The organism is Streptomyces noursei (genome assembly GCF_016917755.1).
In the GTDB taxonomy this organism is placed as follows: Bacteria; Actinomycetota; Actinomycetes; order Streptomycetales; family Streptomycetaceae; genus Streptomyces; species Streptomyces yunnanensis.
The window spans coordinates 4,883,347-4,909,518 of sequence record NZ_CP070326.1 but is presented as its reverse complement, the minus strand read 5'-3'; the positions used below and the strand labels follow the sequence as shown (position 1 = coordinate 4,909,518).

Sequence of the window (26,172 nt, the reverse complement as noted above, 5' to 3'; positions counted from 1 at the left end):
ACCGCACCCGGCGTCGACCGCAACAGCTGCCGACCGCACCCGATGCCGACGACATGTGATGCCGCGCTACTCCTGCGCGCCCGCCACCGCCGCGGCCAGCGCCAGCACCCGCCGCGCCTCCTCCACGTGCAGGTTCTCCACCATCCGGCCGTCCACCGTGACCACCCCGCGGCCCTCCCGGCCCGCGGCCTCGAACGCGTCGATGATCTTCCGCGCCCGGGCCACCTCCGCCTCCGCCGGTGCGAAGACCCGGTTGCAGGGTTCGAGCTGCGACGGGTGGATCAGCGTCTTGCCGTCGAACCCGAACTGCTGCCCCTGGACGCACTCCGCCTCGAACCCGGCCAGGTCCCGGACGTCGTTGAACACCCCGTCCAGGATCGCCTTGCCCGCCTCGCGGGCTGCCAGCAGCGCCAGCGACAGCCCCGTCAGCAGCGGCGCCCGGCCCGGCACATGCGCGGCGTGCAGCTCCTTCGCCAGGTCGTTGGTGCCCATCACCAGCACCGTCAGCCGCTCGCTCGCCCCGGCCACCGCACGGGCGTCCAACATCGCCCGCGGCGTCTCCACCATCGCCCAGATCGCCGTGTGGTCCGGGGCGCCGGCCTCCTCCAGCCGCCGCTCGACCTCCCTCACGGTCTGCGCGGACTCCACCTTCGGCACCACCACCGCGTCCGGACCGGCCTGTGCCGCTGCCCGCAGATCGTCCGCGAACCACGGGGTGCCCGGCCCGTTGACCCGGATCGTCACCTCCCGGCGGCCGTACGCGCCCGATGCCACCGCCGCCGCGACCCGCTCCCGCGCCGCCTCCTTGGCGTCCGGGGCGACCGCGTCCTCCAGATCCAGGATCAGGCCGTCCGCCGGCAGCGCCCGGGCCTTCTCCAGCGCCCGCTCGTTGGCGCCCGGCATGTACAGCACCGACCGCCGCGCCCGCACGGCTCCCTGTCCTTCGTCCGTCGCACCCATGGCCCTACTCCGCTCCTTCGCCGCTCGCCGCCGCGTACGCCGCCTTCAGCTCGGGGTCGCGCGCCACCAGTGCCTCGGCGAGCTCCACCACCACCCGGCACTGCTTGACCGTGGCGTCGTCCTGCATCTTCCCGTCGATCATCACCGCACCGGTGCCGTCGCCCATCTCCGCGATGACCCGGCGGGCCCAGGCGACCTCCGCCGGCGCCGGCGAGAACACCTTCTTCGCGATCCCGATCTGCACCGGGTGCAGGCTCCACGCCCCCACACAGCCCAGCAGGAAGGCGTTGCGGAACTGGTCCTCGCACGCCACGGTGTCCTTGATGTCGCCGAACGGCCCGTAGTACGGCAGGATCCCGTGCGCCGCGCAGGCGTCCACCATCCGCGCGATCGTGTAGTGCCACAGGTCCTGCTGGAACACCGCCCGCGGCGCGTCCGACGCCCCCGGGAGCGGATCCTCCCGGACGAGGTATCCGGGGTGGCCGCCCCCCACCCGCGTCGTCTTCATCCGCCGGCTCGCCGCCAGGTCCGCCGGCCCCAGCGACATGCCCTGCATCCGCGGGCTGGCCCCGGCGATCTCCTCCACGTTGGCGACCCCGCGCGGCGTCTCCAGGATGGCGTGCAGCAGGATCGGCCGCCGCACCCCGGCCTTCGCCTCCAACTGCGCCACCAGCCGGTCGACGTAGTGGATGTCCTCGGCGCCCTCCACCTTCGGCACCATGATCACGTCCAGCTTGTCGCCGATCTCGGTGACCAGCGTCAGCAGGTCGTCCAACGCCCACGGCGAGTCCAGGCTGTTGATCCGCGTCCACAGCTGCGTCTGGCCGAAGTCGGTTGCGCGGGCGATCTCGACCAGCCCGGTCCGCGCCGCCTCCTTGCGGTCAGCGGCGACCGCGTCCTCCAGGTTGCCGAGCAGCACATCGACGCCCGGCGCGATGTCCGGCACCTTGGCGGCCATCCGGGGATTGCCCGGATCGAAGAAGTGGATCATCCGCGACGGTCGGAACGGCACCTCCCGCACCGGCTCCGGGGCCCCTACGGCCAACGGACGGAAAAAGTCCTTCGGAGAGCGCACGCTGCCTCCCACCTCGCACCGACCACCCGGCCCGGAGCCGGCCAACGGCGCACACTCTAGGCCCGTGACCCGGCGCTTGTTACCGCGCAGTATGTGTGCCGTTGATCACGGAACGCGAAGTGACGGGCCGACGTCCGCCCGTCCCGGAAACGCTACCCGGACCCCTTGGCCCCCACCGCCAGGCGCCCGCCGTGTCCGCGGCGTCCCCAACGGCTCCCGCTCCCGCCCGCACCCGCACGCCAACTCCGCCGCCTGCACGGCGACTTCCTCGCAGGCGGCCTCAGTGCGCACTCCTACGCGGCGGTCGCGGCGCGGTCCGTCATCGCACTCCTCCCGGCCGACGCGCCAACCCCAACGTCCGGCGCGCACCAAGCCGCCACCAGTAAAAGGGAGTTCACCCCGCACCACAGCGGCCCCACCCACCTCGGACGCACCAAGTCCGGCTGCGCGTGCCCCCAACTCCCCACGCCGACACCAGCGTTACGGCACGCACCCCACAAGGAGTCCGCGCGCTGCCCCCGGACAACGAACAAGGCCCAGGTCGCTGACCTGGGCCTTAACTCTGGAGCGGGTGACGGGAATCGAACCCGCGCTCTGAGCTTGGGAATCAGGGGGCTTTCGGCGCCCGACACCTGGCTGACCTGCGAAGACGCCGCATTGGGAGTTTGGTTCCCGGCGAACCCTCTGGGCCCCTGTTGACCGTCGTTTACCGCTCTATCTGGCATGGGAGTGGCACGGCGGCTGGATTTGCCACCGAACGGGCTTGCGCTGTACCCGAGGGCTCTGCCCGGCGGGTGCGTGCAAGGACGGTTCGAAGTCGGCATTGCTGCCGCAAGTGGTGGCTTGTCCTGCAAGGCTGGGCGGCGTGACGAGCGACGCCGTCGATACCGAGGCGGTGCAACGCAGGATGCGTTCCATGGCCGCCCGGCTGCGGGCCTTCGAACCGGAGATGTTCGGCGCCCCCGATGAGGAGGAGAAGGACGACGACCTGGCCGACCACGGCTCCCGGGTGTCGGTCGATGACGCAGAGCTGGCAGCCGGGGCATTGGTGTGGGCGACGGATGTTCTCTTGGACGAGCTGTTCCAGGACGCGTATGCGCTGGCTGCGGAGGAGATGAACGTCGCTGAGCGCGACCGGCCGATGTGGCTGCTCGACGAACTGCCTTCGCGCTATGCCCTTCAATACGACGTCCGTTTCGCCCGGCGCTTCCTGGTGACGGCGATTGTCTTGACCACGCGCTTCACGGAGGGCAGCTTCGAGCAGCTGAGCTGTGTGGCGGAGGAGCTGGTACTGAGGCTCCTTCTTGGCCGGGCCGAGGTGACCCTTGAGACGTTCGGTCTCCTCGATGAGGGCGTCTCGTCGGCTCTGGAGTGCTTTGCCGAGATGGTCTACGAGGACATGGACCATGAGTGGTTGTACGACGACTCGAAGGACGGCATCGACGAGAGTCCGGTGGGCGAGTACCTCGGCGTCGCGCCCTTGGGGCTGGCGAGTTGGTTCAAGCCGTTCGGTGAGGACCGGTACGTCCATCCCTACGCAGTCGATGAACCCATCGCTGAGGAAGGCTGACGAACGGGAGAGGGGGGGAATCAGGTACCGGTCGGCGGCGGGTCGCCTGGGTGACGATCCCCTTCGCGTCAATTCGGATCCCTTCTCATCTATCCGGATGAGGGTCGCGGTCTGGCCGCGCCAGGGAAATCCGCCCTCCACTGAGCTGGCGCGGCGGAGGGACGAAGCGTCGAAGTCGGCAAATCTCGGCATGTCTTGCGCCCTAACGCCAGCAGCTGTTCGCCATCGGGCCTTTGTCTGCTTCGGCGACCCGGCATCGAACCCTCGTTCTGAGCTCGGGAAGCATAGGGGGCCGGTCGCCGCAGGTTAGTACTCCAGTCTGGTTTCGCGATCTCGCGGCGTGCCATGTTGTGGTTATCCCCACCTTGAAGTGGTGGTCGGCCGGATGGGCGCGGCGGCGGCGTGCGGCAATCATGTTGCCTCCGGGGCTTCGGTTCGTCTGGTGGCGGGGCTCAGAACACGGTGTCGGGATGCGACTGCCGTCTGGCGTTCCGGAAGGCCAGTTGAAAGTCATGGAGGGGGAACAGTGGGTCGTCCCATGGAGCGCGCTCTCGCACGTCGTACGTTGCTGGCCGGCGCGGCGGCAGCCGGTGCGGGAATCGTGTGGGGAACTGCGGGGGAGGCCGTCGCCGGCGGGGGGCAACAGCCGGTGGAGCAAGGGGCGGTGGACGCCGAGGTGGCGCGCCTGAAGTGGAGGTTGATCAGGCTGCGGCGCGACATCCACCGGCATCCCGAGGCGCCGGGCCAGGAGCGGCGCACGGCCGATGTGGTGGCCCGAGAGCTGCGGGCAGCCGGGCTGGCCGTCACCACCGGGGTGGGTGGCCACGGCGTCGTCGGTGTCCTGCGGGGCTCGCGTCCGGGCCGGACCGTTGCGTACCGGGCGGATATGGACGCGGTGCCGCCCAAGGACATCGTTGGCGGCGGTCCGGTGGCGGCTCATCTGTGTGGGCACGACGTCCATACCACCGTGGCGCTCGGCATCGCACGGGTCCTGGCGCGTATGCGGAGGCAGTTGGACGGAACAGTGGTGTTCCTCTTTCAGCCTGCTGAGGAGACCCTGAGCGGGGCTCGCGCACTGCTCGAAACGGGCGTGCTGGAGCGCACCGGCGTGGAAGAGATTCACGCGCTGCACTGCGGGCCGTTCCCCGTCGGCCAGTTCGCGCTCACCCCGGGCTACGGGCTGCCGGGCCTGGACAAGGCGGAGGTCGTTCTGCCCCAGCCGGACGCGCCCGACGCCGCGCGACGACTGGCCGCCGAGATCGGTGCACTCTCCACGGTGCCGCTACCACGGACACCAGCGGACATCGAGCGGCTGGTCGCCGACGCCCAGACACCCGACGGGCCACTGGCGCGGTTCGTGGTCGTCCGGGCCCAAGCGCCGGAGGCCGGCAAAGTGACCGTTTCCTACCGCTGCTGGCCGCAGGAACGGTACCCGGAGGTCCGCGCGGACATCCGCCGCCTGGCCACGTCGTACGCGGGAGCCGAGGTCAGCTTCCCCGCCGAGCCGTTCCCGGCCATGGCCTGCCCGGAACGCGACGCCCGCACACTCGCCCGCCACCTGCGGCGCACACTCGGCCAAGAAGCGGTCACCGAGCTCCATGCCGCCTTCCCGCCCTTCAGCGGCGAAGACTTCGCCCTCTACTTGGACCGCGTCCCCGGCACGTACACCTTCCTCGGCGTCCGTTCCCCCGGCGCGCCCATCACCACCAGCTACCCGCACTACCCCGACTTCGATCCTGACGAGCGAGCCATCAGCCTCGCCGTCCGGGCCATGGCAGGGTGGATCGCGGAGCGGACGCATACGGGCATGGCGCTGTGAATTGATGTGCCGTCACATCGCGAGCACGGTAGCCCGGCCGGAGGGTCTCGGGGCGGCCGGCGTCCGAAAGGTGAACAAAGGGCCAGCCGGGCACTGGTGGACCATGCAAGCCCCGGAGGGCAACGAGTTCTGCGTGGCACAGGTCGGGCTGTGACGGCCCGCGGCGGCGCCGTGCTGCTCGCAGCGGCACAGCGCCGGAGCCGGCGCAAAGGGCCCGCGCTCCTACGACTGGGCTTGGATCCACATCGGCACCCATCGGCACCCATCGGCACCGAAGGCCAACGTCACCTGTTGATCCGCCGTAATCCCCCGGACCACGGTGAACGCCTAGAGCCAGGTCGGCCTCGACCGCTACCAGGTCCGGCACTGGACTGCCTGGCACCGGCACATCATGCTCGCCTTGCTCGCCCTGGCTGTCCTGAACGCTGTCGCCGCTGACGCATCTGGTGAAACCGAGTCAGAGAAACCGGGCCGCGGGGTTCTGGCGGGAAGTTGGTTACGAGGGCTGCGGCTTTGGTGAACTCATTGTTCTGCTCCGTCCTCCAGGTTGTGGGTCATCCGTTCCAGGACGGTGACGGCGATCCGGTATTCCTCGCGGGTGATGCCGGTCGCCGACAGGTCGCGGAAGGCGTGCACGCGCTCGGCGACGTCGGTGAGGCGGGCGCGGCCGTCGTCGGTCAGGGCGAGGCGGCCCGGCTCCGGGCGGGCGATCCAGCCGTCGGCCATGACTGTCTCGATGGCGGTGGTCAGGGTGACGATGTCCGCGTTGGCGGCAAGGACGGTCAGCACTTCGGTGTCGGTGGCCTGCGGATCCTTCTCGATGACGTTGAGTACCTGCCAGGCGGTCCGGGTGAGGCCGAACTCGGCCAGCATGGCGTTCATGTAGCAGGTGAGGGCCTTGTCGGTGCGGTTGAGCCAGTAGCCGATGGGCTTCATGTCGTGCTCCGGAGCGGGTCAGTGATGCCGGGGCCGGGCCGTGCGCGGCAGTAGCCGCACGAGGGCGCAGCAGGCGAGGGTGCCGACGGCGACCGTGGCGAGGCTGTGGACGGCTGCGGACGCGGGGGCGCCGGCGGTGTGGAAGTAGACGGTGGTGATGGCCGCGGCGCCGATGCTGTTGGCGAGTTGTGCGACGGCGGAGAGTGCACCGCTGGCGCTGCCCGATTCCTTGGGTCCGATGTCGCCGAGGGTGACCTCGTAGACGGTGCCGAAGCAGGAGCCGAGACCAAGGCCGGTGACGAAGACCGGGGCGAGGAGCGTCCACGCCGTCGGGCTGGTGGCGTGGACCAGGACGAGCAGCGACAGCGTGCCGGTCAGCGTGAGCAGCAGGCCGATGAGGATGAGCGTGCGGCCGAGGCGGGCCATCAGACGGTGCGCGGCGATCGAGGCGAGGATGATGCCGGCGGCGACCGGGGCGAGGCAGAGCGAAGTCTGGGTCGGGGTGCGGTGCAGCCCGTCCTGGAGGAAGAGGGAGAGAACGAGGAGCAGACCGGCGACCGCCGCGTTGAAGACGAGGCCGAGGATCAGGCCGGAGGTGAAGCCACGGTTCTTGAGCAGCGAGGGCTCGATGAGTGGGCCGGCGGCGCTTCGCTGACGCAGGCAGAACAGCGCGAAGAGCAGAGTGCCGGCGGTGAGGGAGAGGATCGGGACGGGCGTCCAGCCGTGGCCGGAGCCGTCGATCAGGCCGTAGAGAAGGCCGAACATCGTGGCGGCGAGCAGACCGGAGCCCGGAACATCGACGGTGACCGTCCGGTCTCCGGCGTCGCGGGGCAGCAGTCGGGCGGCCAGGGCGATCGTGAGGCCCCCGAGTGCGATGTTGATCAGGAACATGGAGCGCCAGCCGAAGCTGTCGATGAGGAACCCGGCGAGGACCGGGCCGCTGATCGCCGACAGGCCGAGGCAGGGGGCGAAGACGCCGAACGCCTTGCCGATCTCGTTCGGGGGGAAGACCGCACCGAGGATGCCGAAACCCTGTGGGATCACGAGGGCGCCGAAGGCTCCTTGGAGCAGGCGGAACCCGATGACGGAGGCGGGTCCTGTGGCCAGGCCGCAGGCGACGGACGCGAGCGTGAAGCCGGTGAGGCCGGCCAGGAACAGGCGGCGGCGGCCGAACTTGTCGCCGAGCCTGCCGCCGACCACCAGCAGGACGCCCATGGCCAGGGCGTAACCGGCGCCCAGCCACTGGACGAGGGCGTCCCCGCCGTGCAGGTCGGTGGCGATGGTCGGGGCGGCGATGTTGGTGATCGTGGAATCGAGGAGGTCGAGGACGGCGGCGAAGAGGACGACGGCGAGGACGGCCCATCGGCGGCGTTCGGTCCTGGTCTGTGGGGTGGCGGGGGCCTGGTTCAAGGCCGTGGACATGGAATCCCTTAGGCGGAGGGGACGGGCCTGTGTGGTGTGGGCCCGCCCGGATCAGTGCCGGGTGAAGGCGGCGGCGTTCTCGCGGGCCCACTGCCGGAAGGTGCGGGCGGGGCGGCCGAGGAGGGTCTGGGCGGTGTCGGCGATGGCGGCCGGACCGTGGTTGGCGGCCTCCCACAGGTCGAGCAGCGAGGTGACCATCGGCGCGGGCAGGTGGCGGCCCATCTGCTGCTCGGCCTCGGCGCGAGTGATGTGCTCGACCGGGATCTCGCGGCCGAGGGTGTCCGCGAGGACGGCGAGTTGTTCGCGGAAGGTGAGCGAGTCGGGGCCGGTCAGGGTGACCGAGCGGCCGGTGAGGGAGGTGCCGGTCAGCGCCTCGACGGCGATGTCGGCGATGTCCTCGGGGTGGATGGGCGCGATGTGCGCGTCCGGGTAGGCGAGTGGGATCGGCATCGACTGGCCGATGAAGTAGGCCCAGCCGAGGGAGTTGCTGGCGAAGGCGTCCGGGCGCAGGAACGTGCAGGCGAGGTCGGAGCCGGCGAGGGCGCGCTCGACCTGGAGGCTGTGACTGGCGAGCGGATCGTGCTCGGCCTCCGGGCCCAGGACCGAGGAGGACGAGAGCAGGACGACGTGCTCGACGCCGGCGGCCTCGGCAGCCTTGACCAGCTCGCGGATGCCGGCTGGCTCGGGGTAGAGGAAGACCTGGCGGACGTCGCGGAGTGCGGAGTCGAAGGTCTCGGGCCGGTCGAGGGCGAGCTCGGCGACGTCGACGCCGTCCGGGACGGTCAGTTCGGCGGGGTTGGCGCTGGCGGCGCGGACGGTGAGACCGGCCGATTGCAGGCGGCTGATGATCGCCTGGCCGATCCTGCCACGGGCGCCGGTGATGAGGGTGGTCATGGAATGCTCCGTTCGTCCATTGCTCAAAAGCATATGCATGCAATCATGCACACGTTTGCTAGTCAACACATGCCTTCGTGGGGTCATCCATGTCTGTACGATGAGGGCATGACGAAGCGCGAGCCGAAGACCGCGGAGGAACTGCTGGACGCCGTGGGTCCGGCATTCGGGAAGCTGCGGCGCTCCTCGCTCCTGGAGGTCGAGGACCCGATTTCCCACAAGGACCTGAGCCGCACGCTGGTTCTCAGAATCGTCCTGGAAGCCGAGCAAGACGACACGGAGGGTGAGGCGGGCGGGCAGTCCGGTGCCGGCGAGATCACCGTCGGCGCTGTCGCCCGGCACCTGGGCGTGGATCCGTCGGTGGCCAGTCGCATGGTCTCCGACTGCATCTCGGCCGGCCATCTGATCCGCGCGGCCTCCCAGCAGGACGGCCGCCGCACCGTCCTCCAGCTCAGCCCCGAGGGCCGTGAGCTGATGGCCCGCTTTGTCCGCCATCAGCGCTCGGCCTTCGAGTGCATCACCGCTGACTGGACCGAGCGGGAGCGCCTGGATTTCGCTCGCCTCATGCTCAAGTACGTCGACTCTCAGGACGCCCTCCGCCACCGGCGCCCAGGTAAGGACGCTCCGCGCTGAGCCACCCCGGCGCGTGCCCTCGCTCAACTGCTTCTGGGACGGGCGGCGATGGAGAAGGGGCGTGTGGCACCAAGCGCCGTTGGGTGTCTCCGCATCAGCACCGGCTCCCGCCCGCTTGACGCAGGTTGCCGTTGGCCGTGCGCCCCTGTCGTCATCGGCGTCGAGCAGGGGCCCGCTTTCGGACAGCGGTGCGCCGGCGGCGGCCGCCGAAGGCCGCCGCCTGACTGGCCGTCAGTCCGCTGGGTCAGGTCTTCGGCACCTTCGCGCGGCCGGGGGCGGCGACCTCGCGTACAGCCGCGGCGACGGCGCGGAAGTCCTTTTTCAGGATCGAAGCGTGGGTGCTGGTGACCTTCGGGTGGATGGTGATGTGCGGGTTGCGGGCGGCCACCGCGGGGAGGGTGGCGCGGTGCCGTTCTTGCTCGTCGCCCTTGCTTCCGAAGGACTTCCCCGAGGCGATCACGTACCGGGTCGGGACGGTGATGTGGTCCAGCACGGGGCCCAGGTTGCGCGCGCGGGCGAGCTTGCCGAGTTCGATGTTGCTGTTAGCGATCTGTGCGGCGGACATCCGCGGGGTCAGGCCCGTCGGGCGCAGCAGCAGCATGATCGGGCTCAGCCGCCGAAACAGCTTCCGGATCCGCTGCTCCATGGCCTCATCGAGCCAGTCGTCCGGTTGCGCGCCCTCGACCAGGACCGCGCCCACGGTACGGCCGGGATTCCGGCTGGCCCAGTGCGCAGCGAGGAACGCTCCGTAGGACCAGCCCACCACCAGCGCCCGGTCCACGCCCCTGGCCGCGAGAACGGCATCGACATCCCGGAGGTGCGTCTCGAACGAATTGGGGTCCGCCGAACGCTTCGACTTGCCGCGGGCCCGCATGTCGTAGGTGATGTGCCGCCACCCCGGCCCCAGTTCGGCGAGGACCCGCCGCCAGTATCCCTGAGTGGCGACGTGGCCGTTGAGGTAGACCACCGGGGTACCGGGACCGCCGGTGTCGGTGACGGCCAGGGCCGTGTCGTCCACCGGCACCATGCCGGTCCACGGTGAATGGTGCGAGGAAGTGCCGTTCTTCGTCATGTGTTCCTCCTGGTTGCGCGAGGCGTCCTGCGCGACTTCTCTGAGTTCTGCACGTGGTTCGCCGACCCTGGATCTGATCGGCTGTCGTTCGGGTGTCTGTTCATTCATGAGAGGTCGCGATCCGGATTCTTCTCAGCGCCGGCCACAGGGTGAGTGATCCCCAAGGCCGGCTTGTTCCCTCGCTGTTGCGAGGGGGCCCGGCGCCCAGCGGCACCGAGCCCCCTCAAGGGTGGCGTCGGCGACTGTCCTGAGCCGGTCGTGCAGCTGATCGCGGAACGTGGCGGCGTCGAAGGCCGGAGCCTGGTCGAGGTCTTCTGCGGACCGACCTCGACCAGGCAGGCCGGCAGGCGGATCAGTCGTCGATTGCCTGGTAGAGCGTGGTCCAGAAGTCGTGGATGGCCCGCGCCGAGTCCGGGGTGGACATCCCGACCTGGGTGAGCAGGATGCCGACGAGTTGGTTGTGCGGGTCGGCGTAGGTGGTGGTGCCGGATCCGCCGTCCCAGCCGAACTGGCCGATGGGCGCGTAGTCGCCTCGGTAGGTGCGCACCGCCATCCCGAAGCCCCAACCGCCGTGCTGGCCTTGGCCGTACGCCAAGTGGACGGCGTTGCGGGCCAGGGCTTCTCGGGCGGCCAGCTGCTCGGCCGGGAGGCGGTTGGTGGTCATCAGCTCGACGGCGGCCCGGGACAGGATCCGCTCGCCCCCGTGCATTCCGCCGTTGAGCAGCATCCGGAAGTAGGCGTGGTAGTCGTCGGCGGTGGAGTCGAGTCCGCCGCCGCCTGACGGGAACGCCGGAGGGCTGCTGTGGTGTCCCCCTTCGGCCGGGTCCTCTACGGTGAACTGTCCGGTCTGCGGGTCGGGGGCGTACAGGGGCGGCAGTCGGTCGATCTTGTCGGCGGGCACGTGGAAACCGGTGTCCTTCATGCCCAGCGGGGCGAAGATGCGCTCGCGCAGGAACGTCTCGAAGGACTGGCCGGTGACCCTGGCCACCAGCACTCCGAGCACGTCGTTGCTGATGTTGTACTGCCACCGCTCCCCGGGCTGGTACATCAGCGGCAGCGAGCCCAGGCGGCGCATCCACTCATCCGGCTCCACCGCCGGCAGCAACCATCCGTTCTCGCCGTAGACCCTGCGCTCGAAGAGCGCGCCCATCATCGGGGAGCCCATCGCCGTCATATCCAGTCCGAGCCCGAACGTGGAGGTGAGCAGGTCCCGTACGGTGATCGGCCGCCGCGCCGGCACGGTGTCGTCCAGCGGGCCGTCGGGCCGCTTGAGTACCTGCCGGTCGGCCAGTTCCGGCAGCCACGGGTCTATCGGGTCGTCCACTCGCAGCCGGCACTCGTCCAGCAGGACCATCGTCGCCGCGACCGCGACCGGCTTGGTCGTCGAGGCCATCCGGAAGATGGTGTCCCGACGCATCGGCGCGCCACCGTCATGGCGCATCGTCCCGATCGCCTCGACGTGCGTCTCCTCGCCCCGGCTGACCAGGGCGACAAGCCCGGGAATCCGCCCGGACTCGACATGCCGCGCCAGTCCCTCGCGCAGCCTGCGCAGCCCTGCTTCGGAGAAGCCGCTCTTGCCTGTTCCCCTCATCAAATCCCCCTGCATAAGAGTGTTGGATACACACAGTGTTCGAACTTGCGAGACCCGTCCCGGTGTGGCGCTCATGGACTGTGCACGGCCGGTGCACGGGCTCGCTCGGGATGCTCAGTCCGCAGCCCCCAGGCCGCGAATGGATGAAGTGTTCATGACATGCGCCATCGTCAAGCGTGCTCTGATATCGACTGCCACCGTCCTGGCGTCGCCGCTGACAGGCGGTGGGAGGTGGCCGGCGGATGGCCCTGTGACCGAGTCACGTCGTCGTCTCGACACGGACGGCTCCGGGTGGCGCACGTCCATACGGAGAGGCGATGCGCACGACTTCGGGAGGTATCCCCGGGTCGACGGTGGGGAAGTCGGCTATGGCGCGACCGGACGCACTTCCACTCCCCGTAGCCAGCGCTCTTTTGTCTCAGCTCGCTGTAGGCCGCAGGCACCGGGACGGCAACAACTGCCGTCCGGCGTCGCCGCCTCCCGGAGTCGTGCACATCCGAAAAGCGCCGAGGGTCGTGGCGCCGCCCGAACTGCCGTCGAGATGCTGCTCCTTGCCGTGTACGAAGCCACAGCCGGGCATGACCCCATGGCCGCGTAGCGCAGAAAGTCGATGGCAGTGCCGCCCGATGCCGGGCGCGATGTGCTGGGCCGTTTTCAGGCCGTCTTGCCTGTTTTTCTGGTGCCTTAGCCGGCGGTGCGCTCGATGGCGTCGGTCAGCTGCTTCCGCGCACGGGCGGGCACGTAACCGCCCTCCGAATAGTTCTGAGCGAACGTCTTGACGAACTCCGCCGGGTCCTCCCCGACGATCTCGCGTATCGACGTTCCGTCCGCCGCAGCCCGTTCAAACAGGTCCGCGAGGTCTTCGAACATCGACTCGGCGCTGTCACCGTCGGCCGGCACGAAGTGCATCAGGTACCGCTCGATCGCTTCGACCGCCGTGCGGTGGTCTTCGGGAAGCTCCTTGACGCGCGCCTTGTACGCCCTCCAGCGCTTCTTGGGCCCGATCACCTTCGAGATGATGCCGCTCTTTTCGACCTCGGACATGGTCACTTTCCCCCTTCGCGGAGCTGTTCCAGTCGTTCCGTGAGGAAGCTCCAGGTCCTCCAGAACTCTTCGAGGTACTCCCGCCCTTGAGCGTTGAGGGAGTGCACCTTGCGGGGTGGCCCCTTCTCGGAGGGGACCTTCTTCACGTCGACGAGGCCGCGCTTCTCCATCCTGATGAGCAGCGCGTAGATGGTCCCTTCGGCGATGTCGGAGAAACCCTGCTCCCGCAGCCGTGCCGTGATCTCGTAGCCGTAGGCGGGCCGGCCGGACAGGGACGCGAGAATGACGCCCTCCAGCGTGCCCTTGAGCATCTCCGTCAGCAGCTTGGCCATGGAACACCTCCTTCCCGAGCTAGTCGGTGTCGTTGAGTACCGGTAGACCGTAACACTGACTACCGGTACTTAGCAAGACGGATTAGTGGAGTTGCAAGCCAGGGCCGCAAGCGTGTGGGTACGGGCGACCTGATCGCTGCTCATGAACGAGGTCGCCGCCCCCTTCAGGGGGGCGCGGGTTGCGTCAGCCCATTGGAGATCCTCGGCTTCACCGTCGTGGATGCGGCGGGAGCACCGGCGACCATGAGCGCAGCCGCGAATGCCGCAATCGCTGCTGGCCGCCCGAGCCTCCTAAAACACGGCCTAGCGGCCGAGCTGTATTCATACCGACCGTCGAACTTGGGGTTCGAGCCGGGGGATCGGCTGATCCCGGAGTGATCGATGCGTGAGGAGGGGCCTCGTGGCCGTTCGGGTGCTGCCCCGGTTCGTGCTCACCGATCTCCGCCAGCACCTGGAGTGGTTCGCCGAGCCGGGCCCGGACGGTCTGGTCTTCGTCGGCGAGCGCGGCGCACCCTTCCGCAGGTCCGCCTTCGGGCGCAAGTACCGCAAGGCGCGGAAGAAGGCCGGCCTGCCCGACGACTTCCGCTTCTACGACCTGCGGGGCACCGGCAACACCCTGGCCGCCGACACCGGCGCCAAGCTGAAGGACCTCATGGTCCGCGCAGGCCATTCCAGCGCGCGGGCCCAGCTGATCTACCAGCACTCCGAGAAGAGGCACCAGCGCAAGATCGCCTCCGCCATCGACGCCGACGTACGGCGTCAGCGCCAGGAGACATCCGAACGCGGAGAGCGGGCCGGTGAGTTGGCCTCTGCCCGAAGAGCGGCTTCGCAACCGCACCGGAACCGACTCCACGGCATGGAGTGGCGAAGGCCACGGAAAGTCGATCTCGCGATTCGAGATGACGGCCGATCAGGATGGTCGGGAAGGGCTTGCGGGCCCCAACTCGGAGCGTTAATGGGCGACTTGTGGCACGCGAATGGCACGCCGCCCCGAAATGGTCTAGACAGCGAACAAGCCCCAGGTCGCTGACCTGGGGCTTCTGTATGGAGCGGGTGACGGGAATCGAACCCGCGCTCTGAGCTTGGGAAGCTCATGTTCTACCATTAAACTACACCCGCGTGACACCGCCCGGTCTGGAGGGAACCAGCCTGGAGGCGGAGCGTCCTCGCACACTCTACCCCATCGCCGCTTCGCGGTGCATTTGGCATGTCCGGGGGCGGGGTGGGGGCCTCGGCGGGTGTCTCGCGCGGGGGTGCGCGCGGGGGTGTCGGGGCGGGATGCGGGTGCGGGGGAAGGGAGTTGGGGCGTACGGTGGGGCATCGGAGTGCCGCCTGCGAGTGCACCCAGTTCATCCCCTAATGTGGCTTTTGTTGTCCACGCAGTTGGGAGAGGGACTTGATGGAGCGCACCGTCGTACGTTGTGCCGAGGGGCACGTCTTCAGCACCGCTTCGTTCCCCATGCAGACCACCGACCGGCTCGGCCCCGGGCGGCTGCTGCGCTGCCCGCGCTGTGCTCGGCTGCGGCACTCGGTGCCGGTGGAGCACGCGAAGCGGTAGCGGCGGTCGCGGGGTCGCGGTGAAGGTCGGCGGTGATCTTCGCACGCGACGTCGGCGTGAGGTCGTAGTGGCCCGGTCCCCGGTGGGGCCGGGCCCTCGTCGTACGGCCGGGGGTGCGCGGGCGCGTATCCTCGTCTGCGTGCTTCTCTCAGACAAGGACATCCGGGCCGAGATCGACGCAGGTCGGGTGCGCATCGACCCCTACGACGAGTCGATGGTGCAGCCGTCCAGCATCGATGTGCGGCTCGATCGCTTTTTCCGGGTGTTCGAGAATCACCGCTACCCGCACATCGACCCCGCCGTCGAGCAGGCGGACCTGACCCGCGAGGTCGTGCCGGAGGGCGACGAGGCGTTCATCCTGCACCCCGGTGAGTTCGTGCTGGCCTCGACGTACGAGGTCATCTCGCTCCCCGACGACATCGCCTCGCGGCTGGAGGGGAAGTCCAGCCTGGGACGGCTCGGGCTGCTGACGCACTCGACCGCGGGTTTCATCGACCCGGGGTTCAGCGGGCACGTGACGCTGGAGCTGAGCAACGTCGCGACGCTGCCGATCAAGCTGTGGCCGGGCATGAAGATCGGGCAGCTGTGCATGTTCCGGCTGACTTCGCCGGCGGAGCACCCGTACGGCAGCGAGCGCTACGGCTCGCGGTATCAGGGACAGCGCGGTCCGACGCCGTCCCGGTCGTTCAAGAACTTCCACCGTACGCAGGTGTGAGGCACCTCGCGGCGCAGGTGTGAGGCACCGCGCGCGAGGGTGCGAGGGCGGGGCCGGCACGGGCCCCGGAGACGAAGAGAAGGTCTGGGAGAGTCGTGGGTGACGTGCGGGAGAACCTGACGTACGAGCGCTTCGGCGGAGCGATCCGTGAGCTGGCGCAGACGATCGCGGATGACGGGTACGAGCCCGACATCGTGCTGTCGATCGCCCGGGGCGGGGTGTTCGTGGCCGGCGGTCTGGCGTACGCGCTGGACTGCAAGAACATTCACCTGGTGAATGTCGAGTTCTACACCGGGGTGGGCACCACCTTGGAGATGCCGGTGATGCTCGCGCCGGTGCCCAACGCGATCGACTTCTCGGACAAGAAGGTCCTGATCGCGGACGACGTCGCCGACACCGGCAAGACGCTCAAGCTGGTGCACGACTTCTGCCAGGGGACCGTCGCCGAGGTCCGCAGCGCGGTGATCTACGAGAAGTCGCACTCGCTGGTGAAGTGCGAGTACATCTGGAAGCGCACGGACGACTGGATCAACTTCCCGTGGAGCGTCGAGCCGCCGGTGGTCCGGCGGGACGGTCAGATCCTCGACGCCTGACGGGCGCCCGCACGGCGTTTTCCGTTCCCGCGAGCCCGCGTACTTTGCGGGCTCGCGGGCTTTTTGTGGCACGCGTTTCGGCCAGTTCTGTTCCGGGTGTTCCACCGTTCTGTACCTCCGAGTAGAAACCGGCGGTAACAGCAGACCGGAGGGGAGGTCCGATGGTGCGTGCGAGACGCGGGCCGCGAGGGAGCGGACGTGCACGAGGGCGGCGGTTACGGGCCGCCGTGGCGGTGTCGGCGGCGGCGTTGACCGCCGCGTTCACGGTGACGGCGGGCGGTGCCAGCGCCACCGGGGTCGCCGGCGCGACGGCGGGTAGCGCGGCGACGGCCGGGCGGCCGGCCGTCCAGCCGCTGTCGCCGGAACTGGAACGGATCCGGGCGCGGGAGGCGACCAAGCTGTACGGCGACGCCGCCGTGCGGCCGCTCGCCGACCGGAAGACCTCGCTGATCTCGCTGGGCGACAGCGAGATCTCCGGCGAGGGCGTCGGGACGTACGAGCCGGGCACCGACGGGCCCACCAACTGGTGCCACCGGTCGCCGGACTCGGCGATCCACCGGACCGGGATCGCCGCGGACGTGACGTACAACGCGGCGTGCTCGGGGGCGTACACCGGCAACATCCGGATCGGCGGCAGCAAGCAGTACGCCGATGAACTGGTGCAGAGCGACAGCCTGGCGATCGCGGCGCGCAACACCCGGCTGAAAATGGTGCTGTTGGTCGCCGGGGCCAACGACGACCTCCAGTTCGGGCCGGTGATGACGGACTGCGTCGAGCGCTGGTTCCTGCTCCAGGGGACCTGCGAGCCCAAGTACCAGCCGGGATGGCAGGCGCGGGTCGACGGGCTGGTGCCGAAGGTCGAGGCCACGGTGCGGGACCTGCGGACCGTGATGCGGGACGCGGGGTACGCCGACGGCGACTACCGCCTCGTGGTGATGTCGTACCCGAGCCCGATCGGTCCGGACGTCGAGGACAACCCCCGGTACCCGGGGAAGATCCCGGGCGGCTGCACCGGGTACACCTCGGACGCCGGATGGGGGCGCAACACGGCGGTGCCGACCTTCGAGCGGGGCATGCGGAAGATCGCACAGGACACCGGCGCCACCTACCTCGACTCCTCGCGGCTCTTCCACGGGCACGAGGTGTGCATGTCGGAGACCTGGGCCCGCGGGCTGTACGTGAACGTCTCCAACCCCTTCCCGCCGGACGCCAATTCGGTCCGCCAGTCCTTCCACCCCAACGCCCGCGGGCACGGCGCGTTCGCGTCCTGCCTGACCCAGCTGTACGCGGCGCCGCAGCTGCGCGAGGCGTCCTGCACCGACCCGGCGAACACCGGGCAGCCCAAGCTGTACCCGGGCGCCTGGGACGACGCCTACCGGCCGCTGAAGAACGCCGCGACCGGCACCTGCCTGGACGCCACCGGCGGGCTGTCCCGCAACGGCACCGCGGTCGGCGGCTGGGACTGCAACGGGCAGCGCAACCAGGGCTGGTGGTACGACCAGGACCGCAAGTCGCTGCATGTGGAGCTGACCCAGGCCCGGTGCCTGGACGTGCCGGGGGCCCGCTACGAGGCCGGCGCCGGGCTGGTGCTGTGGAACTGCTCGGGCGCGGCCAACCAGCAGTTCGTCAGGGACGGCGGCACTCTCCGGCCGGCCGCCGCGTCGTCGCTCTGCCTGACGCTGGGTGCGGCGAAGGACCCGCTGCGGCTCCAGAGGTGCGACGGCTCGGCGGGGCAGCGGTTCGCCTGACCGGCCGCCGGACGCCGTGAGCGGGCCTCCCGCGCCGGCACGACGAGGGGCCCGTTCCGGGAGACGTCGGTGACGTCCATTCGGAACGGGCCCCTCGATCCGTGGGCCGGACCGCGTCGTGCGCCGGTTACAGCGTGCCGAGCTTCACCAGGGCCAGCAGCGCGACCAGTTGGATCGCGGAGGCGCCCAGGGCCTTGGGCCACGGCAGGTCGTGCGACTTGCCGACCATGGAGGTCAGCAGATAGCCGGTGGCGAGCCAGGTGGCCCACCCCAGCACCTGGACCAGCGGGCTGTCGCCGCCCAGGAACATGGCGAAGAGCAGCCGCGGCGCGTCCGGGATCGTCATGACCAGCATGGACAGTCCGACGGTCGGCTGCCAGGCGCCGTCGCCGCCGAGCTGGCGGGCCATGGTGTGGGTGACCGCGCCCAGGATCAGGCTGCCCAGGATGAACATCACCGAGGTGAGCAGCACCCACGGGAGGCTGTTCCCGATCGTCTGGTTGATCACGTCCTCACGGGCCTTGTCGAAGCCGAAGACCGCGAGCAGGCCGTAGACGAAGGTGACGATCAGCGCCGGGCCCCACAGCGCGTGGTCCCGCATCTGCCAGAACGTGGGCGTGGGCCGCAGCACGACGCCGGACAGCAGCTGCTTCCAGTGCAGCCGCGGGCCGGCCGGCGGCGCGCTGGTCTGCCCGGCGCGGTAGGTGCCGCCCTGCGCGTACTGGTCGTCGCCCGACCCGTACCCGTCCCCGTACGTGCCGTAGCCGTCCGGGGCGTCGCCGACGCTGAACTGCTGGGTGTGACCCGGAGCGTTGTTGCGGTTGTCGTAGGGCGTGTACGACGGCTCCGCCGGGTACCCGCCGTCGCCGAAGTACTCGGGCTGCCCCTGTGGGGCCGGCCCGGCCTGGGCGGCGCCGTACGGCTGCGGCGCCGACGGCCACTGACCCTGCGGGGGCGGGGCCTGCCGCCCGTACGAAGCCGGCGGCCCGTACGCCTGCGGCCCCTGGGCCCCGGCCTGCTGTCCGTCCTGTGCGGGGCGGGCATCCCGTCCGCGCCCCATCCTGAATCCAGCCACGCTTTCGAAAGTACCTGGTCCCACGACGCGGGGTGGCCCGCGGAGAATTCTGACGGCCCTTTGGAGCCGAGCTGTGACATCCCCTAGGGGGTACCCCTGGGGTGCGGTGGCGACCGTCACCGCACCCGACCGTCCCGCGCAGCGGACCGGCCCCGCGCAGCGGAACGGCCGGCCCCCGAGGGGACCGGCCGTCACCGTTTCGGCGTCCGGGACGCCGAGGAACTACTGCAGTCGAGGAGCTACTTCACCGGCTCCGGCTCCGGCGCATCCGCCGGCTCCTCCTCGTCCGACGGCGGGTCCATCGGCGTCTTGACGGAGTCCAGCAGCAGCTGGGCCACGTCCACGACCTGGATGGACTCCTTGGCCTTGCCGTCGTTCTTCTTGCCGTTGACCGAGTCGGTCAGCATGACGAGGCAGAACGGGCAGGCGGTCGAGATGATGTCGGGGTTCAGCGAGAGGGCCTCGTCGACGCGCTCGTTGTTGATGCGCTTGCCGATCCGCTCCTCCATCCACATCCGGGCGCCGCCGGCGCCGCAGCAGAAGCCGCGCTCCTTGTGGCGGTGCATCTCCTCGTTGCGCAGGCCCGGGACCTTGCCGATGATCTCGCGCGGGGGCGTGTAGATCTTGTTGTGGCGGCCCAGGTAGCACGGGTCGTGGTAGGTGATGATGCCCTCGACCGGGGTGACCGGGATCAGCTTGCCCTCGTCGACGAGGTGCTGGAGCAGCTGGGTGTGGTGGATGACCTCGTAGTCGCCGCCGAGCTGCGGGTACTCGTTGCCGAGCGTGTTGAGGCAGTGCGGGCAGGTCGCGACGATCTTCTTGGAAGCCTTGGGCTTCTTCGTCGACTCGTCCTCGCTGTCCTCGCCGAAGGCCATGTTCAGGGCCTCGACGTTCTGCTGGCCGAGCTGCTGGAAGAGGAACTCGTTGCCCAGGCGGCGGGCCGAGTCACCGGTGCACGCCTCGTCGCCGCCCATGATCGCGAACTTCACGCCCGCGATGTGCAGCAGCTCGGCGAACGCCTTGGTGGTCTTCTTGGCGCGGTCCTCCAGGGCGCCGGCGCAGCCGACCCAGTAGAGGTAGTCGACCTCGGTGAGGTCCTCGACGTCCTTGCCGACGACCGGGACCTCGAAGTCGACCTCCTTGGTCCAGGCCAGACGCTGCTTCTTGGCCAGGCCCCAGGGGTTGCCCTTCTTCTCCAGGTTCTTGAGCATCGTGCCCGCCTCGGACGGGAACGAGGACTCGATCATGACCTGGTAGCGGCGCATGTCGACGATGTGGTCGACGTGCTCGATATCCACCGGGCACTGCTCGACGCAGGCGCCGCAGGTGGTGCAGGACCACAGCACGTCCGGGTCGATGACGCCGCCCGCGGCGAAGCCGCTGTCGGACGCGGCTTCGAGGGTGCCGATCAGCGGGCGCTCGGCCTCGGCCAGAGCAGCGGCCGGGACGTCCTTGAGCTGTTCCTCGGTCGCCTTCTCGTTGCCCTCCGCATCCTTGCCGCCGCCGGCCAGCAGGTAGGGCGCCTTGGCGTGCGCGTGGTCGCGCAGCGACATGATCAGCAGCTTCGGGGACAGCGGCTTACCGGTGTTCCACGCGGGGCACTGCGACTGGCAGCGGCCGCACTCGGTGCAGGTGGCGAAGTCCAGCAGGCCCTTCCAGGAGAAGTGCTCGATCTGGGAGACGCCGAACTGGTCGTCCTCGCCCGGGTCCTCGAAGTCGATCGGCTTGCCCGCCGACGTCATCGGCTGGAGGGCGCCGAGCGCCGTGCCGCCGTCCGCCTCGCGCTTGAACCAGATGTTGGGGAACGCCAGGAACCGGTGCCAGGCCACGCCCATGTCGGTCTTCAGCGCGACCGTGATCATCCAGATGAACGAGGTCGCGATCTTCACACCGGCGAAGAGGTAGGTGAGGTTCTGCAGCGTGCCGACGCTCAGCCCCTTCAGCCACGCCACGACCGGGTACGAGATGAAGAAGGACGCCTCGTAGCCGTCGACGTGGTGCTGGGCGCCCTCCAGGGCGTGCAGCATGAAGATGCAGATGCCGACGATGAGGATGACGGCCTCGACGAAGTACGCCTGGCCGAAGTTGGAGCCGGCGAAGCGGGACTTGCGGCCCGGCTTGTTCGGCTTGCTCAGTTGCCGGATGACGATCAGGGCCAGGATGCCGAGCGTCGTCATGGTGCCGACGAACTCGACGAAGACGTTGTACGGCGTCCAGTCCCCGATGATCGGCAGGATCCAGTCGGCCTTGAAGAGCTGGCCGATGGCGTTGACGATCGTCAGCAGCAGGGAGAAGAAGCCGACCGCCACGAACCAGTGCGCCACGCCGACGACGCCCCAGCGGTTCATCCGGGTGTGGCCGAGGAACTCCTTGACCACCGTGCCGGTCCGCCGCACGGGATCGTCGGTCCGGGTTCCGGCGGGTACCGGCTGGCCTAGCCGCATGTGGCGGTAGATCTGCAGGATGGCACGGCCGAACAGCGCGACGCCGACCGCGATTAGGACCAGCGACACGATGATCGCGGCGAGTTGCATTGGGGGCTCCTCGAACCTGCGAGAGCGGGCGAAATCTTCAGGGATCCGCGTGATCGGAACGGCCGGGCCGTGGAGATCCGAGCGGAACTACTAAGCGGTAACTTTTTGGGTCTGCGGCTGAGGTTACCGAGTATTCGGGGCCCCTTGAAGCCGCCCGGCCGGTGATCTGTGTCGCGCGGGCAACCGTCGGGCCGGCCCCGGCGTCCTCCGGAATGGCCTGGTGACGATAAGAGGGACATAAAAGTTGAGCACCCTCGGCTCAGGTCTGTTGACAGCTTCGGCTCGGTGCTGCACCCTTGAGCCTGTTCCACTCAAGTCAGCTGGAGGAATCGAAATGGCACGTGCGGTCGGCATCGACCTGGGCACGACTAACTCCGTCGTCAGCGTTCTCGAAGGCGGCGAGCCCACCGTCATCACCAACGCCGAGGGCGCCAGGACCACGCCGTCCGTCGTCGCCTTCGCCAAGAACGGCGAGGTGCTCGTCGGCGAGGTCGCCAAGCGTCAGGCGGTGACCAACGTCGACAGGACGATCCGTTCGGTCAAGCGCCACATGGGCACCGACTGGAAGATCAACCTCGACGGCAAGGACTTCAACCCGCAGCAGATCTCTGCGTTCATTCTGCAGAAGCTGAAGCGGGACGCGGAGTCCTACCTCGGCGAGAAGGTCACCGACGCGGTCATCACCGTCCCGGCGTACTTCAACGACTCCGAGCGCCAGGCCACCAAGGAGGCCGGTGAGATCGCGGGCCTCAACGTCCTGCGCATCGTCAACGAGCCCACCGCGGCCGCCCTGGCCTACGGCCTGGAGAAGGAAGACCAGACCATTCTCGTCTTCGACCTCGGCGGTGGCACCTTCGACGTGTCGCTGCTGGAGATCGGTGACGGCGTCGTCGAGGTGAAGGCCACCAACGGTGACAACCACCTCGGTGGTGACGACTGGGACCAGCGCGTCGTCGACTTCCTGGTCAAGCAGTTCGCGGGCGGCCACGGCGTGGACCTCTCCAAGGACAAGATGGCGCTCCAGCGCCTGCGCGAGGCCGCGGAGAAGGCGAAGATCGAGCTGTCGTCGTCCAGCGAGACGACGATCAACCTGCCCTACATCACCGCGTCCGCCGAGGGCCCGCTGCACCTGGACGAGAAGCTCACCCGCTCGCAGTTCCAGCAGCTGACCGCGGACCTGCTCGACCGCTGCAAGACCCCGTTCCACAACGTGATCAAGGACGCCGGCATCTCGCTGTCCGAGATCGACCACGTGGTCCTGGTCGGCGGTTCGACCCGTATGCCCGCCGTCGCCGAGCTCGTCAAGGAGCTGACCGGCGGCAAGGAGGCCAACAAGGGCGTCAACCCGGACGAGGTCGTCGCCATGGGCGCCAGCCTCCAGGCCGGTGTCCTCAAGGGCGAGGTCAAGGACGTCCTCCTGCTGGACGTCACCCCGCTGTCCCTCGGTATCGAGACCAAGGGCGGCATCATGACCAAGCTCATCGAGCGGAACACGACGATCCCGACCAAGCGGTCCGAGATCTTCACCACCGCCGAGGACAACCAGCCGTCCGTGCAGATCCAGGTCTACCAGGGCGAGCGCGAGATCGCGGCGTACAACAAGAAGCTCGGGATGTTCGAGCTGACCGGTCTGCCGCCGGCCCCGCGCGGTGTCCCGCAGATCGAGGTCTCCTTCGACATCGACGCCAACGGCATCATGCACGTGACCGCCAAGGACCTGGGCACGGGCAAGGAGCAGAAGATGACCGTCACCGGCGGCTCCTCGCTGCCGAAGGACGAGGTCGACCGGATGCGTGAGGAGGCCGAGCGGTACGCGGAGGAGGACCACAAGCGCCGCGAGGCCGCCGAGACCCGCAACCAGGGCGAACAGCTGGTCTACCAGACCGAGAAGTTCCTCAAGGACAACGAGGACAAGGTGCCCGCCGAGGTCAAGACCGAGGTCGAGACCGCCGTCGGTGAGCTGAAGGAGAAGCTCAAGGGCGAGTCCGCCGAGGGCGACAACACCGCCGAGATCCGCACCGCGTCGGAGAAGGTCGCGGCCGTCTCCCAGAAGCTCGGCCAGGCCATGTACGCCGACGCCCAGGCCGCCCAGGGTGCGGCCGGCGCCGCGGGTGCCGCCGGTGGCCAGCAGGCCAAGGCCGAGGACGACGTCGTGGACGCCGAGATCGTCGACGACGAGAAGCCCAAGGACGCCAAGGGTGGTGCGGCGTGACGGAGGAGACCCCGGGCTTCGAGGAGAAGCCCGACGTCCCTTCCGATGCCGCTTCCGAAGACGCGGCGCAGGCCGAGTCCGCCGACAAGGCGGGCTCGGCCCCGGCCGGGGACGTCCAGGGCGTCGCGCTCCAGGCCCAGCTGGACCAGGTGCGCACCGCGCTCAACGAGCGCACCACCGACCTTCAGCGGCTCCAGGCGGAGTACCAGAACTACCGCCGCCGGGTGGAGCGCGACCGTGTGACGGTCAAGGAGATCGCGGTCGCCAACCTGCTCTCCGAGCTGCTGCCGGTGCTCGACGACATCGGTCGGGCCCGGGACCACGGCGAACTGGTCGGCGGCTTCAAGTCGGTCGGCGAGTCGCTGGAGACCGTGGTCGCCAAGCTCGGTCTGCAGCAGTTCGGCAAGGAGGGCGAGCCCTTCGACCCGACGATCCACGAAGCACTGATGCACTCGTACGCGCCCGACGTCACGGAGACGACATGCGTCGCCATCCTGCAGCCCGGGTATCGCATCGGTGAGCGCACGATCCGCCCCGCGCGGGTCGCGGTCGCCGAGCCGCAGCCGGGCGCGCAGGGCGCCAAGTCCGCCTCCGACGAGGAGGCCAAGGGTGCCAAGGGCGGTAAGGGAGCCAAGGGTGCCAAGGCTGCGGACAAGGAGAGCGGTGGCCCGGACAAGGGCTGACGTACGGGCAGAGTCGAGAACCGCGCGGAAGGAGGGACGTCGGGGATGAGCACCAAGGACTTCGTCGAGAAGGACTACTACAAGGTCCTCGGCGTCCCCAAGGACGCCACCGAAGCGGAGATCAAGAAGGCGTACCGCAAGCTCGCCCGCGAGTTCCACCCGGACGCCAACAAGGGCGACGCCAAGGCCGAGGAGCGCTTCAAGGAGATCTCCGAGGCCAACGACGTGCTCGGCGACGCCAAGCGCCGCAAGGAGTACGACGAGGCCCGGGCGCTGTTCGGCAACGGCGGCTTCCGGCCGGGCCCCGGCGGAGGCGGGAACTTCAACTTCGACCTCGGCGACCTCTTCGGAGGCGCCGGGGGCTCGGGGGGTTCCGGCGGCTTCGGCGGCGGGCTCGGGGATGTCTTCGGCGGCCTGTTCAACCGCGGTGGTTCCGGCACCCGTACGCAGCCGCGCCGCGGCCAGGACATCGAGTCCGAGGTGACGCTCAGCTTCACCGAGGCGGTCGACGGGGCCACGGTCCCGCTGCGGATGTCCAGTCAGGCGCCCTGCAAGGCGTGCTCCGGCACCGGCGACAAAAACGGTACGCCTCGGGTCTGCCCGACCTGTGTCGGCACCGGACAGGTCAGCCGGGGCGCGGGCGGTGGCTTCTCGCTCACCGACCCGTGCGCCGACTGCAAGGGGCGCGGCCTGATCGCCCAGGACGCCTGCGAGGTCTGCAAGGGCAGCGGGCGGGCCTCCAGCGCCCGCACGATGCAGGTCCGCATCCCCGCGGGCGTCTCGGACGGGCAGCGCATCCGGCTGCGCGGCAAGGGCGCACCGGGCGAGCACGGCGGCCCGGCCGGCGATCTGTACGTGGTCGTCCACGTGGGCGCCCACCCGGTCTTCGGCCGCAAGGGCGACAACCTCACCGTCACGGTGCCGGTCACCTTCCCGGAGGCCGCGCTCGGCGGCGAGGTCAAGGTGCCGACGCTGGGCGGCCCGCCGGTCACGCTGAAGCTGCCGGCCGGCACTCCCAACGGACGCACGATGCGGGCCCGCGGCAAGGGCGCGACCCGCAAGGACGGCACCCGAGGCGATCTGCTGGTCACCATAGAGGTGGTCGTTCCCAAGGACCTCGGCGACAAGGCGAAGGAAGCGCTGGAGTCCTATCGCGAGGCGACCGCGGGCCCGGACCCGCGGGCGGAGCTGTTCCAGGCCGCGAAGGGAGAATGAGATGGACAGCCGGGGCGGGCAGCGTCGTAACCCCTATGAACTGACCGACGAATCGCCGGTGTACGTCATCTCCGTCGCGGCCCAACTCTCCGGCCTGCATCCACAGACCCTGCGGCAGTACGACCGCCTGGGCCTGGTCTCGCCCGACCGCACGGCCGGGCGGGGCCGCCGCTATTCCGCCCGCGACATCGAACTGCTGCGCACCGTCCAGCAGTTGTCGCAGGAGGAGGGCATCAACCTCGCCGGCATCAAGCGCATCATCGAGCTGGAGAACCAGGTCGCGGCCCTCCAGCAGCGGGTCGCCGAGCTCCAGGGCGCCCTGGAGGGCGCGGCCAGCGCGATGCGGCAGCGGGAGGCCGCGGTGCACGCCTCCTACCGCCGCGATCTGGTGCCGTATCAGGACGTGCAGCAGACCAGTGCGCTGGTGGTCTGGCGGCCCAAGCGGTCGTCGGAGTGAGGCCGTGGTCCACGCGACGAAGGGCCGGGGTGGG

Annotated in this window: 23 protein-coding genes, 1 tRNA gene and 2 pseudogenes; 14 read left to right on the top strand and 12 right to left on the bottom strand. The window is 69.5% G+C overall.

Annotated elements, in window-relative coordinates; all coding sequences use genetic code 11:
* Window positions 1-66: 66 nt before the first annotated feature.
* Together JNO44_RS21630 and JNO44_RS21625 are read right to left on the bottom strand one after the other, a co-directional pair.
* A complete protein-coding gene (locus JNO44_RS21630; protein ID WP_180990464.1) occupies window positions 67-960 on the bottom strand; it encodes an HpcH/HpaI aldolase/citrate lyase family protein in 894 nt (297 codons plus the stop codon).
* Window positions 961-964: 4 nt separating this feature from the next.
* On the bottom strand, window positions 965-2,035 hold the full coding sequence (locus tag JNO44_RS21625) for an HpcH/HpaI aldolase/citrate lyase family protein (RefSeq protein WP_205365728.1): 1,071 nt from the start codon (window positions 2,033-2,035) through the stop codon (window positions 965-967).
* A gap of 865 nt (window positions 2,036-2,900) precedes the next feature.
* Between JNO44_RS21625 and JNO44_RS21620 the strand changes: the two genes are divergently transcribed.
* The 4 genes and pseudogenes from JNO44_RS21620 to JNO44_RS45175 form a co-directional block, all read left to right on the top strand.
* A complete protein-coding gene (locus tag JNO44_RS21620) occupies window positions 2,901-3,605 on the top strand; it encodes a hypothetical protein (RefSeq protein ID WP_205365727.1) in 705 nt (234 codons plus the stop codon).
* Between the two features lie 538 nt (window positions 3,606-4,143).
* Window positions 4,144-5,424, top strand: a complete 1,281-nt coding sequence (locus JNO44_RS21615) for a M20 metallopeptidase family protein (protein WP_205365726.1) — start codon at window positions 4,144-4,146, stop codon at window positions 5,422-5,424.
* Window positions 5,339-5,578 (top strand): VOC family protein, encoded by a 240-nt coding sequence (locus JNO44_RS43550; RefSeq protein ID WP_240167986.1) that lies wholly within the window; start codon window positions 5,339-5,341, stop codon window positions 5,576-5,578. Before JNO44_RS21615 ends, JNO44_RS43550 begins: the two co-directional genes overlap by 86 nt.
* 30 nt (window positions 5,579-5,608) lie before the next feature.
* Window positions 5,609-5,944: pseudogene (locus JNO44_RS45175) on the top strand (hypothetical protein); the annotation flags it as partial.
* Window positions 5,945-5,946: 2 nt separating this feature from the next.
* Here JNO44_RS45175 and JNO44_RS21610 read toward each other — a convergent pair.
* Genes JNO44_RS21610 through JNO44_RS21600 form a run of 3 tightly spaced genes read right to left on the bottom strand, consistent with a single transcriptional unit; the run spans window position 5,947 to window position 8,676 of the window.
* The gene (locus JNO44_RS21610) at window positions 5,947-6,360 is read right to left on the bottom strand and encodes a MarR family winged helix-turn-helix transcriptional regulator (protein ID WP_205365725.1); all 414 of its coding nucleotides are present in this window, start codon (window positions 6,358-6,360) and stop codon (window positions 5,947-5,949) included.
* Window positions 6,361-6,378: 18 nt separating this feature from the next.
* Complete coding sequence (locus JNO44_RS21605) at window positions 6,379-7,782, bottom strand: DHA2 family efflux MFS transporter permease subunit (RefSeq protein ID WP_205365724.1); 1,404 nt, start codon at window positions 7,780-7,782, stop codon at window positions 6,379-6,381.
* 51 nt (window positions 7,783-7,833) lie between these two features.
* A complete protein-coding gene (locus JNO44_RS21600) occupies window positions 7,834-8,676 on the bottom strand; it encodes an NAD(P)H-binding protein (protein ID WP_205365723.1) in 843 nt (280 codons plus the stop codon).
* A 108-nt stretch (window positions 8,677-8,784) separates the two neighbouring features.
* On the opposite strand from JNO44_RS21600, the gene JNO44_RS21595 reads away from it, so the two are divergent.
* Complete coding sequence (locus tag JNO44_RS21595) at window positions 8,785-9,309, top strand: MarR family winged helix-turn-helix transcriptional regulator (RefSeq protein WP_205365722.1); 525 nt, start codon at window positions 8,785-8,787, stop codon at window positions 9,307-9,309.
* Between the two features lie 244 nt (window positions 9,310-9,553).
* On the opposite strand, the gene JNO44_RS21590 is transcribed toward JNO44_RS21595, so the two are convergent.
* The 4 genes from JNO44_RS21590 to JNO44_RS21575 form a co-directional block, all read right to left on the bottom strand.
* A complete protein-coding gene (locus JNO44_RS21590; RefSeq protein ID WP_205365721.1) occupies window positions 9,554-10,381 on the bottom strand; it encodes an alpha/beta fold hydrolase in 828 nt (275 codons plus the stop codon).
* 352 nt (window positions 10,382-10,733) lie between these two features.
* Window positions 10,734-11,972 (bottom strand): serine hydrolase domain-containing protein, encoded by a 1,239-nt coding sequence (locus tag JNO44_RS21585; RefSeq protein ID WP_205365720.1) that lies wholly within the window; start codon window positions 11,970-11,972, stop codon window positions 10,734-10,736.
* Between the two features lie 684 nt (window positions 11,973-12,656).
* Window positions 12,657-13,016 (bottom strand): DUF1048 domain-containing protein, encoded by a 360-nt coding sequence (locus tag JNO44_RS21580; protein WP_205365719.1) that lies wholly within the window; start codon window positions 13,014-13,016, stop codon window positions 12,657-12,659.
* Window positions 13,017-13,018: 2 nt separating this feature from the next.
* On the bottom strand, window positions 13,019-13,348 hold the full coding sequence (locus JNO44_RS21575) for a PadR family transcriptional regulator (RefSeq protein WP_205365718.1): 330 nt from the start codon (window positions 13,346-13,348) through the stop codon (window positions 13,019-13,021).
* A gap of 415 nt (window positions 13,349-13,763) precedes the next feature.
* On the opposite strand from JNO44_RS21575, the pseudogene JNO44_RS21570 reads away from it, so the two are divergent.
* Window positions 13,764-14,129: pseudogene (locus JNO44_RS21570) on the top strand (tyrosine-type recombinase/integrase); the annotation flags it as partial.
* Window positions 14,130-14,393: 264 nt separating this feature from the next.
* On the opposite strand, the gene JNO44_RS21565 reads toward JNO44_RS21570, so the two are convergent.
* A tRNA-Gly gene (locus JNO44_RS21565) sits at window positions 14,394-14,467 on the bottom strand.
* Between the two features lie 280 nt (window positions 14,468-14,747).
* On the opposite strand from JNO44_RS21565, the gene JNO44_RS21560 reads away from it, so the two are divergent.
* The 4 genes from JNO44_RS21560 (at window position 14,748) to JNO44_RS21545 (ending at window position 17,962) form a co-directional block, all read left to right on the top strand.
* Entirely contained in the window at window positions 14,748-14,906 is a 159-nt protein-coding gene (locus JNO44_RS21560; RefSeq protein WP_016573140.1) for a hypothetical protein, read from the top strand.
* Between the two features lie 139 nt (window positions 14,907-15,045).
* A complete protein-coding gene (gene dcd / locus JNO44_RS21555; protein ID WP_067349509.1) occupies window positions 15,046-15,621 on the top strand; it encodes a dCTP deaminase in 576 nt (191 codons plus the stop codon).
* 95 nt (window positions 15,622-15,716) lie between these two features.
* Window positions 15,717-16,214 carry a phosphoribosyltransferase gene (locus tag JNO44_RS21550; protein WP_205365717.1) on the top strand — a complete coding sequence of 166 codons (498 nt, stop codon included), beginning with the start codon at window positions 15,717-15,719 and terminating at the stop codon, window positions 16,212-16,214.
* A gap of 161 nt (window positions 16,215-16,375) precedes the next feature.
* Entirely contained in the window at window positions 16,376-17,962 is a 1,587-nt protein-coding gene (locus JNO44_RS21545) for a ricin-type beta-trefoil lectin domain protein (protein WP_205365716.1), read from the top strand.
* Between the two features lie 127 nt (window positions 17,963-18,089).
* On the opposite strand, the gene JNO44_RS21540 is transcribed toward JNO44_RS21545, so the two are convergent.
* Both JNO44_RS21540 and JNO44_RS21535 read right to left on the bottom strand, forming a co-directional pair.
* Window positions 18,090-19,022 (bottom strand): Yip1 family protein, encoded by a 933-nt coding sequence (locus JNO44_RS21540; RefSeq protein ID WP_205370161.1) that lies wholly within the window; start codon window positions 19,020-19,022, stop codon window positions 18,090-18,092.
* A 254-nt stretch (window positions 19,023-19,276) separates the two neighbouring features.
* A complete protein-coding gene (locus JNO44_RS21535) occupies window positions 19,277-21,571 on the bottom strand; it encodes a (Fe-S)-binding protein (protein ID WP_205365715.1) in 2,295 nt (764 codons plus the stop codon).
* Window positions 21,572-21,905: 334 nt separating this feature from the next.
* Between JNO44_RS21535 and dnaK the strand changes: the two genes are divergently transcribed.
* Genes dnaK through JNO44_RS21515 form a run of 4 tightly spaced genes read left to right on the top strand, consistent with a single transcriptional unit; the run spans window position 21,906 to window position 26,138 of the window.
* Window positions 21,906-23,783: a molecular chaperone DnaK gene (gene dnaK / locus JNO44_RS21530; protein WP_039634952.1), complete on the top strand. Its 1,878-nt coding sequence runs from the start codon at window positions 21,906-21,908 to the stop codon at window positions 23,781-23,783.
* On the top strand, window positions 23,780-24,466 hold the full coding sequence (grpE, locus tag JNO44_RS21525; protein WP_073446471.1) for a nucleotide exchange factor GrpE: 687 nt from the start codon (window positions 23,780-23,782) through the stop codon (window positions 24,464-24,466). The genes dnaK and grpE overlap by 4 nt, the downstream gene beginning before the upstream one ends.
* Window positions 24,467-24,511: 45 nt before the next feature.
* Window positions 24,512-25,681 carry a molecular chaperone DnaJ gene (dnaJ, locus tag JNO44_RS21520; protein WP_205365714.1) on the top strand — a complete coding sequence of 390 codons (1,170 nt, stop codon included), beginning with the start codon at window positions 24,512-24,514 and terminating at the stop codon, window positions 25,679-25,681.
* 1 nt (window position 25,682) lies between these two features.
* On the top strand, window positions 25,683-26,138 hold the full coding sequence (locus tag JNO44_RS21515) for a heat shock protein transcriptional repressor HspR (protein WP_043265068.1): 456 nt from the start codon (window positions 25,683-25,685) through the stop codon (window positions 26,136-26,138).
* The last annotated feature ends 34 nt before the right edge of the window (window positions 26,139-26,172 follow it).

Bases quoted from the DNA above. Each gene is read 5' to 3' on its own strand.
- JNO44_RS21630 (WP_180990464.1), bottom strand. From the start codon at position 960: ATGGGTGCGACGGACGAAGGACAGGGAGCCGTGCGGGCGCGGCGGTCG.
- JNO44_RS21615 (WP_205365726.1), top strand. From the start codon at position 4,144: ATGGAGCGCGCTCTCGCACGTCGTACGTTGCTGGCCGGCGCGGCGGCA.
- JNO44_RS21610 (WP_205365725.1), bottom strand. From the start codon at position 6,360: ATGAAGCCCATCGGCTACTGGCTCAACCGCACCGACAAGGCCCTCACC.
- JNO44_RS21605 (WP_205365724.1), bottom strand. From the start codon at position 7,782: ATGTCCACGGCCTTGAACCAGGCCCCCGCCACCCCACAGACCAGGACC.
- JNO44_RS21600 (WP_205365723.1), bottom strand. From the start codon at position 8,676: ATGACCACCCTCATCACCGGCGCCCGTGGCAGGATCGGCCAGGCGATC.
- JNO44_RS21595 (WP_205365722.1), top strand. From the start codon at position 8,785: ATGACGAAGCGCGAGCCGAAGACCGCGGAGGAACTGCTGGACGCCGTG.
- JNO44_RS21590 (WP_205365721.1), bottom strand. From the start codon at position 10,381: ATGACGAAGAACGGCACTTCCTCGCACCATTCACCGTGGACCGGCATG.
- JNO44_RS21585 (WP_205365720.1), bottom strand. From the start codon at position 11,972: ATGAGGGGAACAGGCAAGAGCGGCTTCTCCGAAGCAGGGCTGCGCAGG.
- JNO44_RS21580 (WP_205365719.1), bottom strand. From the start codon at position 13,016: ATGTCCGAGGTCGAAAAGAGCGGCATCATCTCGAAGGTGATCGGGCCC.
- JNO44_RS21575 (WP_205365718.1), bottom strand. From the start codon at position 13,348: ATGGCCAAGCTGCTGACGGAGATGCTCAAGGGCACGCTGGAGGGCGTC.
- JNO44_RS21560 (WP_016573140.1), top strand. From the start codon at position 14,748: ATGGAGCGCACCGTCGTACGTTGTGCCGAGGGGCACGTCTTCAGCACC.
- JNO44_RS21545 (WP_205365716.1), top strand. From the start codon at position 16,376: ATGGTGCGTGCGAGACGCGGGCCGCGAGGGAGCGGACGTGCACGAGGG.
- JNO44_RS21540 (WP_205370161.1), bottom strand. From the start codon at position 19,022: ATGGGGCGCGGACGGGATGCCCGCCCCGCACAGGACGGACAGCAGGCC.
- JNO44_RS21535 (WP_205365715.1), bottom strand. From the start codon at position 21,571: ATGCAACTCGCCGCGATCATCGTGTCGCTGGTCCTAATCGCGGTCGGC.
- dnaK (WP_039634952.1), top strand. From the start codon at position 21,906: ATGGCACGTGCGGTCGGCATCGACCTGGGCACGACTAACTCCGTCGTC.
- dnaJ (WP_205365714.1), top strand. From the start codon at position 24,512: ATGAGCACCAAGGACTTCGTCGAGAAGGACTACTACAAGGTCCTCGGC.
- JNO44_RS21515 (WP_043265068.1), top strand. From the start codon at position 25,683: ATGGACAGCCGGGGCGGGCAGCGTCGTAACCCCTATGAACTGACCGAC.